Source organism: Psychromonas marina, assembly GCF_030161115.1.
GTDB lineage: Bacteria > Pseudomonadota > Gammaproteobacteria > Enterobacterales > Psychromonadaceae > Psychromonas > Psychromonas marina.
Genome location: NZ_BSPQ01000013.1, coordinates 1 through 18,839 on the forward strand (window position 1 = coordinate 1; position 18,839 = coordinate 18,839).

The following is an 18,839-nucleotide window of genomic DNA, read 5'->3' on the forward strand; positions in this document are numbered from 1 at the left end:
GGGAAAAGTAATATTTAGATTGACGTGGGAAGTCATACCAACGCCTTGCTAAGCGGATAAAAATGGTTGGTTAAAATCGCGAAGCGATGACCAACTGTTTTTATTCCGTTTAAGCACCTTGTTAGCCGGCTTTATAAGTGACAAAAGTAGATTAACAAACGGCTGATTATTGGAGATTTAGCTTAACATTTCGAAGCTAAACTGCCAGTTAAAAAACAGTGCTAAATGAAGGCTTGATTGGAAACCAACACCCAAATAGCAAACTAAAAAACAATGAACGGAAAACTGATTCAAAGGAAAAACGACCACTCGTTTTTACAAAAATCATAAAACAAAACTAGCTATCTGCGAAGACAGCTAACGCCTTGCTAAGCGGACTAAAATGGTTGGTTATAATCGCGAAGCGATGACCAACTGTTTTAGTTCCGTTTAAGCAACTTGTTAAATGGCAAACCAAAAGTAAAAAAGAGCTACACACAAAACAAGTACTTGGCTTTTATTTAAATTATTGATTCATCATAAACGAAGCTAGTTTACGAACGAAGTAAATGCCCTATTCGATTAACATTTATGAGATGCTGGTTTTGATAACCCCAAGAAACAACGCATTTTACTTTGAATAAAACAGACTTTAGAAACCCAACATTTAGTCTGATTCACAGCCCATTTAACGCCTGCTTAAGCGGACTAAAATAGTGGGTTAAAATGTGTAGCGAAGCGAAACGTAACCCACTGTTTTAGTTCCGTTTAAAGCTCTTGTTAGGTGCGTTTTGGAAGTGGGTATTTAAGCCTTACAGGTTCAGTTGTAACTTCCCTTCCTCCAACTCTTGGATCAAAAAAGTACCATACATTGAACTTTCTCTCTGTGCCCCAAGTATCATGTTTTAAATCATCCCAGCCTAAGTATGTGGCTATTTTAGTGGCAACTGCTAATTTTGCTGGAGAAGAGGCTTTACCTTGAAAAGCACTCATCACTGCACCAAGCAAAAAATCAGCGATTTGAATATGCTCGGAATCTTTTGAGTCTTTAGTTACGACACTTTTAATGAGTGCGCTTCCTCCAAGCTCTTTTGTTAACATACTATTTGCTATTTTATGAAAAGCCTCGTCTGCTTTTTTATACCTTGATGGTAATGGATCCACTTCAATTCTAAATTCACAATCACGGCTAGGGTGAGCTTTTATTACTGCTTTAATTTTCGTAGATATAAGCTTTGTAAAATGTTTTCTCATTGCTAAGTCATAGTCGCCATCATGGAACGATTTATCAACCATTCCCTTTCTTATAACTATACAATGAAATGCTAACCATGAATTTTTGAAAAAGGTCTCGATTAACTCAGCGTAAAAATCAGCATAGAATTTTTTATGGGCTTTTTGCCACTTAATTTCATTGTGATAGTTATGTTTTTCTCTTAACTCCCGAATGATTCTCGTAAAATCACCTCGTCTTTGGTATTTCATCCAAAGAGAGCCAAAACCATAATATACCTGCCCATCTATACCCGATTCATCACAGGCAACGTGCCAAATTAGTTTACCTGTGCTCATTCGAGTCTCCTAGTAGCACCTAACGCCTTGCTAAGCGGATAAAAATGGTTGGTTAAAATCGCGAAGCGATGACCAACTGTTTTTATTCCGTTTAAGCAACTTGTTAAATGGCAAACCCAAAGTAAAAACAGAGCTACACACAGAACAAGTATTTGGCTTTTATTTAAATTATTGATTCATCATAAACGAAGCAAGTTTACGAACGAAGTAAATGCCCTATTCGATTAACATTTATGAGATACAGGCTTTAATAACCTCAAGAAACAACGCATTTTACTTTGAACAAAATAGGCTTTAGAAACCCAACATTTAGTCTTATTCACAGCCCATTTAACGCCCATATTAACTGGATAAAAATGGTGGGCTATAATCGCGTAGCGATGACCGCCGTTTTTATTCCAGTTGAATTGACTTGTTAAATGGTAGGCCTAGTGCACACTCAATTGAGCATAAAATTCAGGCAAAACCATTTCTAAAATTTAAGCTTCATAATAAACGAAGCTAGCTGATGAACGAAGTTAATACTATGTTCTCATTACATTTTTGAGAGTCGAGTTTAAAAACCAAACCAACTTACCGCACTTGGAAAAGCCTTAAATGTGCGAGCAACGAATTACGCTCAAGGTCGAAATAACCTAACCATTTTCGAGTATTTTCAAAGAAACTAGATATCAAACTGCGCAAACAACTTTGCACAAATTAGACCTAAAAAACACAAACCCAAAAGAACTCTACGAAAACCATTTAACGCCGCATTAAGCGGATAAAAATAGTTGGTTATAATGTTGAGGCACGAAACATAACCAACTGTTTTTATTCCGTTTAAATGCCTTGTTAATTGATGCCGGTAATAGAACTTTTTACACCAATTATTCTAGTGACCATTTCAATATTGAGAATCCAAATACCAAGCGGAAACTACACACCTTTTTAGCAAAATTGCACGCTCAATATTACGTAAAAACTAGGCAAAAAATGAAGCCTCTATTTACTAAAAACTAAGCTAATGAGTTTTATGCTTTTGGGTTTTTATAAAAGCAAAACTCTATTAGCGAAAATACCTTAATCTGGCTGAATGTGCAGATTAAAAGTCACATTCGAGACAACTTATTTGAGCGTATTTCATACATTAGTTGGTATTAAAAAAACTTAAATTTGAAAACATATCCCAAATAATTTTAAGGCCAATTAACAGCTTATTAGACAGAAAAAACCACCAATCTATAAAGAAACATGGAATTCAAAATCATTTTTAATTGACTTAATATACATTAGTTTAAACAGCTATTTCAATAATTTAATAAAATAAGTCAAAAAACTGTGATATAAAATTAATATAATTTTCTTTATTTTTGGTAGAAAGGCGGAAAAAGCAACAACTGAACATAAAAACAGCCCTTTGGTAAGCGTAAAGGATTAGAAACACGCTCGCTATTAAAGCCTTAGCTTAAGGTAATACTTAACCTATTGGGGAGTTTCTAGTTAAGAAGTGCCCTTTTGTCTTGTAAACCACCAACATAACAACGAAGCAATAGTCACCATCATCACACCTTGCCAAAAAGTAGCCGTAAGTTCGATATCTAAAATCATCGCCGATATAAAAGTAGATAAAAGTGGTGTGAAGTACGACAGTGTGGCTAATAGCATCATATTGCCGCCAATGATGGCACTATTCCACAGAGCATACGCACTGCCCATTGCAATTCCGGTGATCAGCAAATCAATGACTGAACTGCTATTAAATACCATCGTGGCTTCATCACTTATAAAATAGAACACCCATAAAGTAATAGCCGTTGCGATAAAAAATAGCGTGATTGCGTTTTTTCCATTAGCACGCTTTTTAGTAATATTACAATAAAAAGCCCATATGAAAGCGCCTATTAAAGCTAAAGAATAGCTGGTTGGATTGGTAATAAAATTATCAGCTAATTGTTTTGCTGAGAGTCCTTGATCGCCACTAACAGTCCAAGCAACACCAAAAAAAGATAATGCGATTACTGGGTAAACACGTTTATCAATCTTAGTATGACTCGTCAATGCCGTAAGTAAAACAACTAACGTAGGCCATAAATAGTTAATGACACCCATTTCAACCGCTTGAATACGAGAGTTAGCCATGCCAAGTGCCAATGATAAACAAATTTCGTAACTGACAAACAGTGCGCCGCCAATCATAATATATTTAACAGAAAAACGTTTTAAATGTGGGATGCCAAGTACCATGATTAAAAACAGTGCACTGACTGAATAGATCATTGCAGCACCGCCAATAGGACCAAGTTGTTCTGCTACATTACGGACCAGACCAACGGTTGCACTCCACAATAAAATGGCTAAACACCCTGCAATTGTATACTGCTTGTTGCTACTCACGTTTATCCCAATCCCATTCATAATACGCATCGACTGCCTGATAAATACCACTTGAAGCTTCGATGTATAATCGTTCCAATATTTCATAACGTAACGATAATATTGAGAAGGTATCAAATACGCCAACGCCATAACTTATCTCAACGCCGGGGGCAATTTCACCGCGAATACCGACGGATTGTTCATCCCCGGTACCACTTGACGAAAGCGATAAATCTTTAATTCCTATCTCTTCACCAATACTGCTCATTAGGTTATCTGATTGCCCTGCTGCAATATCGATTAACATATTTGCCATGGTACTACTGTCTGAACTGCTGTTTAGACCTTGTCCTCGGGTAAGATAAGATAATGCTTCTTGTTGTGCCATCGCAGGTTCAGAAAATATCACGAGTTCTAATTCATCAACAGGACCGGTCACACGGACACCAGCGGTGACATCATCTTCTATTTTGCTTGGATCACGTATCGCCTCTATTTGTAAATAAGGAGACTCTGGCGCTCCTTGGAATATAATTCGACTATCTTGTAGGGTCAGTTGCTGTCCTAAAGCACGGTAACTACCATCACTTAATTGTAATACGCCGTTAATACTCAAGTCTTTTTCAAATGGTTTTTCTATTAACAACTTTCCGCCGATAAAGGTATCTAATCCAAGTGCGACGATTTGTAATGAGTTACCCAGATCAACAGAGAGGTCGATGATCACCGGTAAATCAGGAGCAACCGTTTGTTGCTCGACATCAACAATTACAATATCTGAAGATTCCGATATTGCCCCTGCCGCTAACTCTTTAACGACGATTTTCCCTTTATCAACAAATAAATCACCATCAATTTTTACCTGATCATTAAATGAGATACTGATATCTGGTGTAATTAACAGATCGATCTTTCCATAATCATAAATCTCTAACTGCTGTGCATAGAAGTGAATATCACCCATGAACGTATTAGACCAATCAAATTGACCGGTGATGAATGCGACGCCTGGGTTTTCTTTTGCAACCTGCTGTACTTTCTCTTTATCAGCCAACGGGTGTAATATTTTACCCCCTACTTTTTTTACTGATTTATCAAAAAAATTAAACGTATTAGTTAGTAAGGGGACAGCAGCCGCTTTTTCAGTGATGGTATTATTACCACTGCTATTGAACGAACCTTGCAACGTTGCACTACTTTGTACGATTTCTATATTTGCACTCAATTCTTTAACATTCATAGGAAGATCGGTACTGCTTATTAAAGAATCGCGAATATTAACCTTACCGTTAACAGTCGGTTTATCTAATTTACCTGTAATCGAAACTTCGCTACTTAACTGCCCCTCTAACGAATCTAAAGCGGGAATGAGTGGTAAAAACAATGAAAAATCAGGAAGATTAGAGATGATTTTTGCATCTAGCGTTGGCTGTTCATTATAAGGTTGTAACTGCCCTTTAATATTAACGTCGATAAGTTTATCGGCATAAATTTTTGTATCGACCAAGATTTCATTCGCTTTTCCTTCGAGATTTATCTTAAACGTCTCCATTGCATAATCTCTGAATATTTCTGGATCAGAGTCGGTATTAATTTTTAATAACATATCGTCAGAGAAAAGGTTAACCAAAAACGTCGGGTTGACATCTTTTTGCCACTGTAGATCTGCATTAGCTGAAAGTGCCCCTTGTAGTTTCAAATGGGCAGGCAAAAAGGGTGTTAAGTTTGCTAATAGATATTTATCTATATCAAGTACGACATTACCTGACTCAGCGATATTGACCTGTGTAATACAAAGACGACCTGCATTACTCGTCTCTGGGGTTTTAGCCTGCCAACAGTGAGGTGTAATTTCGATATTATCCGCAGCAGATACCACATCAAAAGGCGTCGACAATGTCAGCGTTTGATGAGGCAAATCGATGATTGCATTATTCAATTTAACCAATAGTTGTTGATCGGTTTGAGTGACAAAAACAGCCAAGTCCGTGGAAATTAACTCGCTATTGGCCAACAACTCAATTTTGTGTTGAACACCTTCACTTTGCTCATTGTTCTCTGCATCGATGTCGTGGGTGATCTTGATGGCTAAATCATCAATTAATTGATCCGCTGCTATTATGTTGTTTGCATTGAGGGTTAACGAAATTTGTGGTTTTTCACTTAATAACACTTCACCATCAAGATTGATATTACCCACTTGATAGTCCTGATAAGTGAGGCTATTCGCAACCAACGAACTCTCTATCTGCAATAAATCAGAGGGTCCTGTGACATTAACCGTTCCTGTAATCCCGCCTTTTAATGCGAGCATGAGGTGACTAACATCAACAATATTTAATGATATCGCTAAATCATTTTGTGTTGCCAAATACCCATTAATTAACAAACTATTATCATCGTTGTCGATTGCTAATTTATCAAACAGTATCCCTTGTTTATCGTCACCTGAAATACGTCCACTCACGGTTAGCGGTCGCGTCAATAGCTCACCAACAATCGCTAACTCAGGGAAATCGAATTGCCACTCTGGATCTGCATTTTCAAAAAGTGTTACCGCGACTTGTTGTTTAATATTCCCTGAAAAATGTCCTTCGTATTCAGTCTCTAATTCAGCTAAATCGATATCAGTGATGCTCAGTTCACCTAACCAATCAATTTTTTCTTTCCAAGCGAGTAAGCCAGAAAAATCAATGTTACCGGACAGTGTTTCAACATTTAAAGATTCTATTTGTAGATGTTGCAAACCACCATTGGTTTTTAAGCTTACGTTACCTGCGGGAAGTTCACTCACCTGATAATCACTTTGTAATTCAATCTGGTAATCAAGCAGAGAGCCTTTACTGACAAAACGTCCCTGCTCTATGCGGTATTGTGCATCTCCGGTCAGCGGCCATTGTAAATTCTGCCAATCAAGTGATATTTGGTGTGGTAAGTTATCGGCAAACAGATCTAAATGACTGCGTAATTGTAAATCGATTTTATTTGAGAGTCGTAGTTCACTGTTTAGGTTCGACAAACTACCATTGCTGGTAAATTGGAAATTAATGTCTTTTAGTAATGTTGCTGGCTCTAGTTGTTTTATATTTTGAATTTGTCCATCAAGCGTAATATTTAATGGGTAATCGTCTATGAAGTTAATATTACCTGTTAAGTTGGCCTTCGTTTCTGGAATGTCGATAGCAAATTGCGTGATTGCAAGTTCTGACGCTTTAAAGGTAAATTGTGTATCAAGCTTATTCAGTGCAAACAATGTTTGCTTATTTTGTACCAGTTCAAAGGTATCGATATTGATCGGATCAACCGTCAGATTGATGGGTAAACTGACCGTGGGTAACATTCCATCTGTTAATATCGCGGCGATTGATTGAAATTGCAGATTTTGCTGTTTTTTGACGCTGCTGTTTGTTGGCTTACTGGCAATCACTTCTGGTGCACTATCAGGTAATGTTACAAGCAGTCCACTTATTTGCGATGCGAGTGTGACATCCTTTTTAAAGGCATCTGCTTGTAATGAAATTTTATCGAGATTAACCGCTAGCGTGCCCATCGTAAAATCAAGTTCACTAACGGTAATATCACCAACAATCAATGCGATTGGAATATCGATATTCAGTGGCTGTCCACCATCTTCAACAACCTCAGGTTCCTCTGCTTCACTCGTTTCTGGTAGCGATATCTGTACGCCAGCGAGTGTTAACGAATCTAAACAAACACGATTAAAGAGGCAACCCCAATCAAATTGATAATTGGCATGGCTAATCTTGATTTGCGTTTCACCATCTAACCAAGTGATATCTGAAAATGTGGGTGAACTTAATAGTGAGCCCTCTTCTAATTCCACAGACAAACGTGATTCAACTTGTTTTACAAGTGAAATAATCAACTGGTTTCCACTGTGGGTTAACAGCAAAAAACTACTCGCTAAGGCGGTGATAGCAAACAACGAGAGTAAGGTAACAAGGCTATATTTACTTATTTTCATTACCCACTTCAAGATAATCATAATTCAGGTCCTATCATGAAATGAATAGCAAAACTGTCTATCTCATTAGTAATGGGTTTAGCAACATATAAGCGCACAGGACCAACGGGCGAAGCCCAGACAACCCCCATACCAGCACTGCTCGACATCACTTCGGAAAAATCATCGGTTGCCGTACCGATATCGCTGAACAAGGCTATTTTCCAGTTATCTGCGACTGGAAAACGATATTCAAGACTGGCGACGGTTAAATATTTACCACCAAGTAGGTAACCATCGTCATCTTCTGGTGCAATACTTTCATAACCAAAACCACGTACGCTTTGATCGCCACCAGTGAAAAAACGCATGGATGAAGGTACATTATAAATAGAAGATGTTTGAATCGCACCCAGCTCTATCGACCCAACAAATTGATGCCCAGAATAGGTACGTAAATACTTAGCTTGCCCGTAAATTTTTATTAAATCATCGCTCGAAAGCCACCACTCATTGGAAACTTCAAGCGACGTCATTAGCCTATCCCCCCAAGTTGCGTTAATACCGCCTTTTGTACGGGTACGGCTAAAACTGACGCCGGGTATAATTAATGAGGTAGAAAAGTCTTCCTGTCCTTGCAAACCTTGTTCATGTTCATAACGAATAAAAGCAGTTCGTTCCCATTGATTAGAGAATCGCCAATGACGGCTAAAACCAACTAAAAATTGCGTGGTATCAGTATCATTCTGCTCTACCAATTTATAACCGGTTTGGACCGACATATAATTATAAATAGGATCTTCTAACGGAATTTTATAGGTTAAGGAAGCTTCTTGTTTTGGAATCGACGCCACGACATTCCCTTCTACCGAGTGTCCCCACTGTGTTACCCAAGGACGAACCCAACGAAACTTACCACGTATACCTTCATCGGTTGAATAACCGAAACCAGCATTAAAAGAGTCTTCCGGCTGCATCGATGCGACAACATTGAGTGGAACTTGTAACCCGTCTTTTTCATTAAAATCGGGCAGAATACTAATACTTTTGAAATACCCAGTTTCATTCAAATCACTATTAAAAAAACCAAGTTTTCGAGTATCAAAGGGGTCTCCTACCTCAAAACTTCTGAGGCTAATAATATTTTTCTCTGCCACAATGGGGGCATCAAACAGAAGTTCACCAAACAGATAGCGGGGGCCGGTATTGAACCATAAGTATACGTTGGCACTGTTGGTCAATGATGAAACATCTACGCGTGCTTTTTCAAAAGTAGCATCAAAAAAACCATAGCGTCTGGCAATACTTTTTAATCCTCCTTTAGCGCTTTCATAATTAGCATGTAACAAAGGATCCCCTTTGCTAAGCTCAAAGGTTTCGATTAATTGTTTGAAATCAGATAAATCTTTTCCGGCACCTTTTAACTCAATATCAGAAATATCTATCACCGTCACGGGGCCAACCACGATATCTAATGTGACAAGTTGATCATTACTTTTATCTGTAACAGTAATATCAACGCTAGATTGATAAAAACCAAATACACGTAATGCCGTTTGTGTTGAATTGACGACTTCAGATAAATAATCATCGTCATTGGCATTTTTAGGTGCATCTAGGTTATCTAAATAGATTTCAATATTATCTTCAGCATCGCCATCGGCACCGTTTATTTTAAACTTTATCTCAGCGCTGCTAGCCACACTATAAAATAGCGCCAGCAAGGGTAATATTAACGTTGTAAAAATCTTCATCTGTATTGTACTAATAACCTATGTGTGTAATAAATTGATCACGATTTTAAGTAACCGAAGTGGCTAAATGACACCAGTCATCACCGTGAGTATATTAATTGTTTACCCTAAACAATCACGCTAAAAGAGATACTGCGCATTAAAAGTGTGAACGAGCGGTAAATGGCAGCACGATATACTTGTATTACGGCTAACCGTTGAACGTTACTGCTAGCGACATTTCTACTGTTTCTTTATAGTACAGCCTCAACGACTTTCACATTGTTCGTTTTTTGAAAGTGACTTATCTCAGTATGAGTGCCTACAATGCGCAAAGGTTCCCCATCACTGCCCCAAGAAACCGTTTGGCCACGACTCAGTATCCAACAATAGCTACCGTTATGACAACGTATTCGGTAGGTGCTTTCAAAGAAGGAGTTTTTACCACTAAAGTGCAATTGTAATGCTTTAATTGTCGAGTTTAAGTCATCTTTGTGAATAAGTGCTTCCCACTCTTCGATGCTACTTTCAAACTCACCTTGTTGATAACCCAGCATCTCTTGCCAGCGCTGAGAAAAATAGACACTGTTTTTTTCAATATCCCAATCCCAGACTCCATCTCTCGCACCATTAACGGCATATAATAAACGTTGTTCTCGCGCAGAAAGTGTATTTAAGCGCTGATTAATCCGTTTTGTAAAACCAATAAATGCACGTTGTAAATCACCAAGTTCTCCATAAGCTACCTGTTGCTCCTCAGTATTTGCATTTAAGTCAGAAACTGACATTGTTTGCGCGAGTTGGTTAAGTGGATTGATGAAAAAGCGTTTTATCGCATAGATGAAAATAAGTAAACAAATTAATAATGTTAGCGTTACTTTTATCAGTGAGAACAATGTTTCATAACGTAGCTCAGTGATGGCATGACTCAATGAATAACGAATATAAATTAAACCGTTAAATTTACGATTTAATGTATTACCTTTAGAAAGCATCTGCAGCGGGACATACACGAGTAGGTCTTGCGCCCGTTCATTATATTCAAAAATAAAGTCATTTTTTTCAATCACTTGATTTAAAAGAGCACCATCATAATGGGGTAATTGCAACTGTGCAAACATATACTTGTCACGCAGTTGATTACTCAATACAATTTGTTGGTTGTGGTCAACGACAGCGATACGCATTAAATTATAATCTAGCGCTGCTTCAGAAATAATATTCTGAGCTTGGGCTTTCTCTAAGCGCATCAAGGCATAAGACAGGTTGGTTTGCAGATTACCCGCGATGCCTTTGATATGCTGTTCTTTTTCGCTATAAAGTTGTTGCTGTGCCTGTTGATATTGGAAAGTAAAAACCAAGGTTTGTAAGCAGATAATGGCTAAAAACAGTGCGCTAGGCACTGTCACGGCAAGGGATAAGTTACGAATACTATTCATAGATAACACGCTCTAAAATACGTGTAGAGATATTTGAGGTAAAATCGTTGGGCATTTTGCCGAGCATCTTTTTTTGCGTCATAAACAAGCTTAATTCATTGGCTTGTATTTCAATGTTTGATGGCGTGCCCGATAGATGCATTAATGCATCTTTTGGCTCAATAAAGCGCGTCCCCTTAAAGGATTCGGCTAATAACGAAGGAAATACCTGTAAACGCACCGCCATGGTTGTTAACGCTTGTTTTTCATTTTGTAAATAATAATCACGTGCATTATAAAATTGCGTTAAAAGTTGCGTGACTTTTATCGCTTCATGCTTAGCGACATCAGAACGTACGATCATTAAATGAGTAATACGCTGCTTTAATTGGCTAGAGTTGAGTAACTCACGCGCACCAAGTGCCAATAATTGCTGCTTTTGTGGTTCACGTACGATTAAACCATCAATATGCTCCTGCATATATACATCTTTCACTTCACTCTGTTTTACTTCTAGTAATTGAATGGTTTGATTATTCAGTCCCGAAATTACAAAGGCTTCATTCAGTAGTAATGCACCGGCGGATTTATTTTCATAACCAACAGAGTGCCACTTAAGACCTTGCAAAGAGGTTATTTCAGGCTTCACTAAAAGTGCATCGCCTCCCATTGAGTGATCAATTACAGATACAATTTTAAGGTCGATGCCTAATGCAACGAGCGTAAGCACTTCATCCAATGATAAAAAGGCCACATCCAACTTGCCCGCTTGAAAGGCTTGAATAACGCTACTTGCCGCTGACAATTCGAACAAAGAATACTGCTCTTCAGGTAGGTAATTTAACTCTTTAGCAAGAAATAAAAATTCGAAATTTGGCCACGGGGCAGCGGCTACGGTAAGGGGGCGATCATAGGGGTTGCAGGCTGATAATAAAAAAACAGACACCAATAAAATTGCTAAGCGCTGTGCCAATGCAGCAGGTAATGTCATAAAAAACCTAAATGGATGCCGTATACAAAAGAGTTAAAGGTGATCATGACAGATATAGACAAACAAAAAAACCGCTATTTATTGATAAATAGCGGTTTTTTATTATTTTGAGTGTTGGTACTTGTTCTACCGTCTCGGGATTGTGACTGCAAGTGCATTAAATAAGTGGTGATTAACCAATACAGATAATCATCACTTAAAGGCTGTTGATATTAGCCATTAAAAGCCTGAAGTGCCGCAATACGAGACTCAAGGGGAGGATGAGACATAAACAACCCCCCACTGCGTTTTCCTGAAATACCAAAGGCCATTAAACTACCTTCTAGTTGTGGTTCACTGCCCTTTTGTAAACGTTGCAATGCAGCAATCATTTTCTCTTTACCCACCAGCGATGCAGCACCAGAATCGGCACTAAATTCACGTTTTCTTGAGTAGTACATCACAATCGTACTTGCCAACACACCAAATATCATCTCTAAAATAAACACGATAATGAAGTATGAGAAGCCATGTCCTGAAGACTCTTCTTCATCATTGTTACTAATGAAGTTGTCAATAATACCGCCGACAACACGGGCAATAAAGATAACAAAGGTATTCACAACACCTTGAATCAGTGCCAAAGTCACCATATCGCCACTTGCAACATGACTGACTTCATGGGCTAATACCGCTTCCGCTTCATCACGCGTCATGGTATTTAATAAGCCGGTACTTACTGCTACCAGTGCTTTATTTTTGTTCATACCCGTTGCAAAGGCATTCATATCCGCTGCGTCATAAATCGCAACTTCAGGACACGCAATACCTGCTTTTTGTGCTTGAGCACGAACAGTATTAAGTAACCATGTTTCAGTTTCATTGGCAGGTGTTTCAATAACAACAGCACCTGTACTGCGTTTCGCCATCCATTTTGATATCGCTAACGAGATAAACGAACCACCAAAACCAAATACAATAGCCAGTATTAATAACCCACCAGTACTACGAGAATCCATCCCAGTAAAAGCAAAAATAACATTTAATACAATACCCAATACCAATACTACGGCTAAGTTAGTCATTAAAAAGAGAACAATACGTTTCATATAAACCTCGAATATAGATAAGAGAGGACATAATATGGCTTAGGGTTATTTTTGCAAGCAAAATGTTGATTGATCGCAATTTTTACTTTATCTTGCCTCCTTTATAAACTAAAAATAGGAATACCTCATGGCTTTAGCAAGTGCACGTCATATCTTAGTAAGTTCTGAAGACAGCTGTCTAACATTGAAAAACGAAATTGAAGCGGGTTCTGATTTTGCAGATCTAGCAAAAAAACATTCATCTTGCCCATCTGGTGCACAGGGCGGTGATTTAGGTGAATTTGGACCAGGTATGATGGTACCTGAGTTTGACAAAGTTGTATTCAGCGCACCAGTTGGCCAAGTTCAAGGTCCTGTAAAAACACAATTTGGTTACCACTTATTAGAAGTGACTTCACGTCAAGACTAATTAAGTAGACCTTAACGCCTTTGTTTATTGTTAAACAAAGGCGTTAAAAATTGAAAACATACTCTTTTACTCGGTAACCTATTCCTTCTTCGATATAGCACGGTTTCTACCCACCTTTTTAGCCATATAGAGTGCAGCATCAGCTCGATTTAATATATCGCGTACATTTTCATCTTCCTCTTTAATCGCACTAACACCAATCGATACGGAGATACCAACAGTACATTTTAAATTTACAATATAGAAATCATGCTTGTTAATCGCCAAGCGAATTCGTTCAGCTAAAATATAGGCTTTCTTTAAATTTGTTTCTGGCAGTAGCACCACAAACTCTTCACCACCAATACGACAAAGCGTATCCGTATTCCTGACCATATCTGTACACATTCTTGCTAATGCTTTAAGGACATCATCACCACCTTCATGACCATAGTTATCATTTACTTTTTTGAAGTGATCAATATCTAAGAGCATAACTGAAAAATCTTTATGGTAGCGTTTCGCTATCGCAAATTTTTTCTCCGAAATAACTTCAAAAAATCGTCGATTACTGATGTTGGTTAACGCATCGGTATTAGCAAGCCGTTCTATTTGTTGTACTGCTATCTCTAAATCATGTTGCAGTTTTTTCAACTCGGTAATATCGACACCAAAATAGATTTTAATATCCTGCTCAAGGTTCATTCTGGTCATACGAAACCAACGACCATCGGTGAGATCAGTTTCAAACTGATTAACCTCCTTCACCTTATGTAGCTCATTAACTCTAGCCATCCATTCATCAAAATCTTGTGTCTCAATATTAATACCACGCTTTGTCTGCCATGCTTGTTTTAATAATGTCTTGTTAGTTACCCCCACTAGCTGATCATTAGTGCTACCAAATATGTCAGCAAAAGTATGATTACAATAAAGAATTTTATTCTCTTCCCCTTGCATGACGACAAAACAATCTGGCGAGATTTCAAGCCCTTTAATAATTAACGATTTAAGATTAAAATCAGCTTCTTTATCATGTTTAATCACTGAAATTACTCCTTTTATTTTAATAGTGCATCTACAAACTAGCGTGCCCTATTATGACTGATTACAAACCCAATTCTTGTGGGATGAGTGTAGGTTTACCAGGTTAACTGGTTGTTCAATAAGACTTGTTGTTTTTGCAAAGCTGGCTCACCATCATAGAACCACACTTCAATCAGATAACTGTCGCTATCATTAAAGGCAATAAAATCTTGGTTAAATTGTCCATTTTGCAAATCCCCCGCCACAACACGACTTGAAGCATCCGGGTAATATTGACCAGAAGGTAACAATTGGTATTGACTATAAACGGAGACGTAAGCCCGCGCATCGGTTTGATTGTTAGCAGCGAGTAAATTATCAAGGTCAAGGGACACATTCACTTGCTGCTTGCTAGTAAACTGAAAATCATCACTGGCAATAAGTTCACTCATTCGCAGGGCTTCACTTTCAACTACGTCGAGTTGTTCAACGACTGGAGTTGTAATTTGTGTGGCAGTACTGACTGCAGTACTATCACTATCAACGCTAGCCGAACCCGCTGAAGATGAACCACCACCTCCACCACCACAACCTAATAATGTTGAAATGAACAGTGCACTACTTGTTATTTTTATTTTTGAAATCAACATAAAACTACCTCATGAATAAAGTTATAATTTAAAACAGGTGTCTTGCTATCGCCTGATTAAGGTCAAACCACTGACTGCCTTGATTACCATTGCTTTCAACAAAGGTTTGAAATTCAGGGTAAGCATTTAACAAAGGACTGCGTTCACTCGGCCATTTCCAAGGCCCTGATACTTCCAACGCCCAAGGTAGGTTGTTACTATTACGGAAATAACGCCCCGTTGAAGGATCACTGGTATCATCTGCAAGACCATAAAAATCACTGTTAAATTTTTCAGTCGGAGCCTTATCTACAAGATGTATTTCTAACCCTCTGCCAGGATGACTGGTAAACATTTCACCATGATAAAGCCCCTCAGTTGCAAAAATAAATGGGTCATAAGGTGCACTAATGGTGCCTATTTCAATCGGATTGATCAGCGGGACACTGATCTCAAAGTCAAAGCTTTGGGTTTGGTTACAACCTTTTTCGGTACGATGATAACTACACACACTGCTTGCTTGTTTCCACAGGTCTTGGCTTATGATGACGACCGCATTGCTATTACCCGTTTCTAATATGGGATAGGTAGTTGCCCCATTCGTGCCACTATATTGCTGTTCAATATTATTGTGCAGTAAACGCAAAGTTTGCTGATTCACATTGGTTGTGTCGACATCTTCTAACTGCACCGCAAAACCATTATGGTAAACACCACCCAATGCTTGTAATTCACCTTTGATATCAATACGAACCACTTGATTATCTTGTATCACTTCCACTGTACGGTAATACATAACAACATCATTCATATCGTAATCATCACTCGCTGGCCATTGGTCTTCGTAAGCTAAGGTCACCCAACTATTTTCACCAGGGTAATAACGATAACTAATGCCGGACTCACTAATTGTAAAAGCGTGATCTTCCACTTCACCAGAGCTACTACCGCCATAATAATTCAATTCAGCTTGCTGACTGAAACGGAATCGACTCCAACTATTACCTGCTACCGCGCCATCGGGAACACGTAATGACAGAACGTTGAGCCCTTCTGTTAAGGCAATATCAACTAAGCTTTGTTCATCTTGATCGTCAAAGTCACCATCTCTATTCCAATCAAACCAAGCACTCAAAATACCATCTCGTGACGCATAAACAGTGACCACCGAATCTAAACCAATCTCAAATGCAGTGACAAAATTAACCCCATCTTCATCATCGAAACTTTGATCATTTAACAGCGTGCTGTCGTCTGAATCGGCGCCAGTATAACCATCATAATCACCATCAGGGGCAGTTAGACCAAGATAGGTTTCCCCATCTAATAAATGTCGAGCACCATTATCAGCAAGCAAGGTTGCGTAGGTCTGCGGGGCATCACCAAAGTCAATATTTGAAGGTGAGTCTTCATCAATTAATGGTGCAGACGCGCAACGTGCACCATCGTTTTGACTAGAACTTGGTCCATCAGCAAAATGAATTGCGGTCACATCTAACGCTTGTAATTCGTCAATCGTGCTATTGCTCGTTACGCTAGAGAGATCGATTCTATAAATTTTCCCATCCTGATTACGTGATAGATAGAAATAACCATTTACATCAAAATACATTGCACCAAATGTGCCTGTTTCTCCACTCTCACCAATATACTTAGCAGCGCCCGTGTCGGGTGATATTTGGTACAATTTCCCCGTGCCATTATCAACACCGTAAAGTTGGTTGTCGTTAGGGTTGAAAGCAATATCCGTTAAATTAACACTGGCCTTACCAATATGCTGTGCTGTGAGTGCTGCTGTAATGTCATTATCCAGTGGGCTTAGGTCAATTTTATAAAGCCCTACATTTTTGCGGTATAGGTAATAGTGGTGACTAGAGACATCGCCGACAAAGAAAGTGTAATCTGCAGGTAAACCACTCACATTAAGTGCCTGAACTTGAAAATCACTGTCCATTCTCACCACTTGTAAATCTGTGGTATTAAAACCGTATAAATACCTATCTTGTTCATCAAAACCAAGACCGTTGATATTGGCATTAATGCCCGGGTTATCTTCTATCAACTGAAAGCTACCGGTGACAAGGTTCACGCCATAACTCGCAACTGGCTTGCCTTGAAATAAAAATGCCTTACTTGGGCAAGTACTAAAGGGGGCTGCATTAACTGCGGTGATACTCTGCCCAGCCATTAATGCACATGCTGTGAATAACGTTCTACTTTTAAAACCAAATTTACCAAGAGCCTTGTAATGCTGCATAATAGGTTTCCTTAAATCATCATCTGTTAACCAATGTTAACGTTGCTATGATTGATGTATTACAAGTCCTGTGCCAAAGTTTAAAAAAATCAACTGAATAAACTTAACTAGCTGTTTTTATGTGGCTTCATGTAGTTTTATGGCTATTTATATTTTTCCCCCGCTTCTGTTAGACCGCTGCCTAAGTACAACTATCAATGCAAATTAAGAGTAAAATTGCATTCTGCAATGCGCCATGCAGTTTTATTAAGGACAATCACAAACTGCGATATTGAACAAACAAGCGTACAGCCCACGCCCTTACTGTTTCTCTTTATATATATAAATCAAGGCATCAATCTTGCAATGTTGATAATCAGAAATTGACCAGTAAAAGGGAAATGCATGCAAAAACACAATATTTGGCTGCTGTTAGACAGCAGTAAAAGCGGTGGTATTGAGTCACACGTACAGCAACTCTCTGAGGGCTTGACGTCACATGGCGAACAGGTTGAAGTTGTTTTTATGACTGATTACGGACACCACCCCCTTCGCGACAGGTTAGATACGCTTGGTATTCGTCATACTAGTCTGGATGGCACTTTCAGCACGCTGTACAAAACAATAAAACAACAGCAACCAATGGTAGTGCATACCCATGGCTATAAAGCAGGAATACTGGGGAGATTTGCTGCACGCTTAAATCGTATTGCATGCATAAGCACTTATCACGCCGGTGAAATTGCTACGGGTAAATTGGGGTTTTACGATTGGTTAGATCGCTTTACAGCGTGCCTCTCAAACAAAAACTTTGCCGTTAGCCCACAAATAGCAACGCGATTACCCGGTCAGGTGGCACTGTTTGATAACTTTGTAAATACAGATCACTTATCTGATGCAACGGGTGAACAGATTGCGTTCGTGGGTAGAGTTAGCGAAGAAAAAGGCCCCGATTATTTTAAAGCATTAGCGAGTTTATTACCGAACCTCGATTTTCATCTCTATGGGGAAGGACCACAGTTACCCGAGTTACAGAAACAGTGTCCTAAAAACTTAATATTACATGGTCAGCAAGATGATATGTCTTTGGTATGGTCCAATATTGGTTTATTAGTCTTACCGTCACGCTTTGAAGGTTTACCGATGGCGGCACTTGAAGCGATGGCACGTGGTATTCCAGTACTTGCCTTTAATGTTGGCGCTTTAAACAAGCTGATCGATCATGGTTTTAATGGCTGGTTAATTGAGCCGGGCAACATGGATCTGCTCACTAAACAAGTAAGTGCATGGTCTACTTTTAGTGAACAACACAAGCAGTGCTTACAATCAGCCTGCAAAAGCACCATTAAAAAACAGTTTTCTAGCTGTGTCGCGATTCCTAAATTGATTGCAGATTACCAACAGGTTGTAAAATAGCCACACTCTCAATTTGCAAACTGCAATGCATGATCATAATA

At 38.7% G+C, this 18,839-nt stretch carries 12 protein-coding genes; 2 read left to right on the forward strand and 10 right to left on the reverse strand.

Features of this window, described 5'->3' with window-relative positions:
- Positions 1 to 759 precede the first annotated feature (759 nt).
- The 7 genes from QQK09_RS12025 to htpX all read right to left on the reverse strand — a co-directional run bounded on the left by QQK09_RS12025 (position 760) and on the right by htpX (position 13,103).
- Positions 760 to 1,551 carry a DUF3800 domain-containing protein gene (locus QQK09_RS12025; protein WP_284204394.1) on the reverse strand — a complete coding sequence of 264 codons (792 nt, stop codon included), beginning with the start codon at positions 1,549 to 1,551 and terminating at the stop codon, positions 760 to 762.
- A gap of 1,482 nt (positions 1,552 to 3,033) precedes the next feature.
- Positions 3,034 to 3,957, reverse strand: coding sequence for an aromatic amino acid DMT transporter YddG (gene yddG / locus QQK09_RS12030; RefSeq protein WP_284204395.1), 924 nt, complete (start codon positions 3,955 to 3,957; stop codon positions 3,034 to 3,036).
- The gene (locus QQK09_RS12035) at positions 3,920 to 7,894 is read right to left on the reverse strand and encodes a translocation/assembly module TamB domain-containing protein (RefSeq protein WP_284204396.1); all 3,975 of its coding nucleotides are present in this window, start codon (positions 7,892 to 7,894) and stop codon (positions 3,920 to 3,922) included. Before QQK09_RS12035 ends, yddG begins: the two co-directional genes overlap by 38 nt.
- A gap of 17 nt (positions 7,895 to 7,911) precedes the next feature.
- Complete coding sequence (locus tag QQK09_RS12040; RefSeq protein WP_284204397.1) at positions 7,912 to 9,627, reverse strand: autotransporter assembly complex protein TamA; 1,716 nt, start codon at positions 9,625 to 9,627, stop codon at positions 7,912 to 7,914.
- A gap of 233 nt (positions 9,628 to 9,860) precedes the next feature.
- Positions 9,861 to 11,045, reverse strand: coding sequence for a PAS domain-containing protein (locus QQK09_RS12045; RefSeq protein WP_284204398.1), 1,185 nt, complete (start codon positions 11,043 to 11,045; stop codon positions 9,861 to 9,863).
- The gene (locus tag QQK09_RS12050) at positions 11,038 to 12,015 is read right to left on the reverse strand and encodes an ABC transporter substrate-binding protein (RefSeq protein WP_284204399.1); all 978 of its coding nucleotides are present in this window, start codon (positions 12,013 to 12,015) and stop codon (positions 11,038 to 11,040) included. The genes QQK09_RS12045 and QQK09_RS12050 overlap by 8 nt, the downstream gene beginning before the upstream one ends.
- A gap of 212 nt (positions 12,016 to 12,227) precedes the next feature.
- Entirely contained in the window at positions 12,228 to 13,103 is an 876-nt protein-coding gene (htpX, locus tag QQK09_RS12055) for a protease HtpX (RefSeq protein ID WP_284204400.1), read from the reverse strand.
- 127 nt (positions 13,104 to 13,230) lie between these two features.
- Between htpX and QQK09_RS12060 the strand changes: the two genes are divergently transcribed.
- A complete protein-coding gene (locus QQK09_RS12060) occupies positions 13,231 to 13,512 on the forward strand; it encodes a peptidylprolyl isomerase (protein WP_284204401.1) in 282 nt (93 codons plus the stop codon).
- A 78-nt stretch (positions 13,513 to 13,590) separates the two neighbouring features.
- Here the strand turns inward: QQK09_RS12060 and QQK09_RS12065 are convergent, their stop codons facing one another.
- The 3 genes from QQK09_RS12065 to QQK09_RS12075 all read right to left on the reverse strand — a co-directional run bounded on the left by QQK09_RS12065 (position 13,591) and on the right by QQK09_RS12075 (position 17,403).
- Positions 13,591 to 14,538, reverse strand: coding sequence for a sensor domain-containing diguanylate cyclase (locus QQK09_RS12065; protein WP_284204402.1), 948 nt, complete (start codon positions 14,536 to 14,538; stop codon positions 13,591 to 13,593).
- Positions 14,539 to 14,633: 95 nt separating this feature from the next.
- The gene (locus QQK09_RS12070) at positions 14,634 to 15,167 is read right to left on the reverse strand and encodes a hypothetical protein (protein ID WP_284204403.1); all 534 of its coding nucleotides are present in this window, start codon (positions 15,165 to 15,167) and stop codon (positions 14,634 to 14,636) included.
- Positions 15,168 to 15,195: 28 nt separating this feature from the next.
- Positions 15,196 to 17,403, reverse strand: coding sequence for an LruC domain-containing protein (locus QQK09_RS12075; RefSeq protein ID WP_284204404.1), 2,208 nt, complete (start codon positions 17,401 to 17,403; stop codon positions 15,196 to 15,198).
- Positions 17,404 to 17,787: 384 nt separating this feature from the next.
- Here QQK09_RS12075 and QQK09_RS12080 point away from each other — a divergent pair, with 384 nt between their 5' ends.
- The gene (locus QQK09_RS12080; protein WP_284204405.1) at positions 17,788 to 18,798 is read left to right on the forward strand and encodes a glycosyltransferase family 4 protein; all 1,011 of its coding nucleotides are present in this window, start codon (positions 17,788 to 17,790) and stop codon (positions 18,796 to 18,798) included.
- The last annotated feature ends 41 nt before the right edge of the window (positions 18,799 to 18,839 follow it).

Coding starts and splice junctions, on each gene's coding strand:
- QQK09_RS12045 (WP_284204398.1), bottom strand. CDS start 11,045: ATGAATAGTATTCGTAACTTATCCCTTGCCGTGACAGTGCCTAGCGCA.
- yddG (WP_284204395.1), bottom strand. CDS start 3,957: ATGCGTATTATGAATGGGATTGGGATAAACGTGAGTAGCAACAAGCAG.
- htpX (WP_284204400.1), bottom strand. CDS start 13,103: ATGAAACGTATTGTTCTCTTTTTAATGACTAACTTAGCCGTAGTATTG.
- QQK09_RS12040 (WP_284204397.1), bottom strand. CDS start 9,627: ATGAAGATTTTTACAACGTTAATATTACCCTTGCTGGCGCTATTTTAT.
- QQK09_RS12025 (WP_284204394.1), bottom strand. CDS start 1,551: ATGAGCACAGGTAAACTAATTTGGCACGTTGCCTGTGATGAATCGGGT.
- QQK09_RS12070 (WP_284204403.1), bottom strand. CDS start 15,167: ATGTTGATTTCAAAAATAAAAATAACAAGTAGTGCACTGTTCATTTCA.
- QQK09_RS12060 (WP_284204401.1), top strand. CDS start 13,231: ATGGCTTTAGCAAGTGCACGTCATATCTTAGTAAGTTCTGAAGACAGC.
- QQK09_RS12050 (WP_284204399.1), bottom strand. CDS start 12,015: ATGACATTACCTGCTGCATTGGCACAGCGCTTAGCAATTTTATTGGTG.
- QQK09_RS12075 (WP_284204404.1), bottom strand. CDS start 17,403: ATGCAGCATTACAAGGCTCTTGGTAAATTTGGTTTTAAAAGTAGAACG.
- QQK09_RS12080 (WP_284204405.1), top strand. CDS start 17,788: ATGCAAAAACACAATATTTGGCTGCTGTTAGACAGCAGTAAAAGCGGT.
- QQK09_RS12035 (WP_284204396.1), bottom strand. CDS start 7,894: ATGAAAATAAGTAAATATAGCCTTGTTACCTTACTCTCGTTGTTTGCT.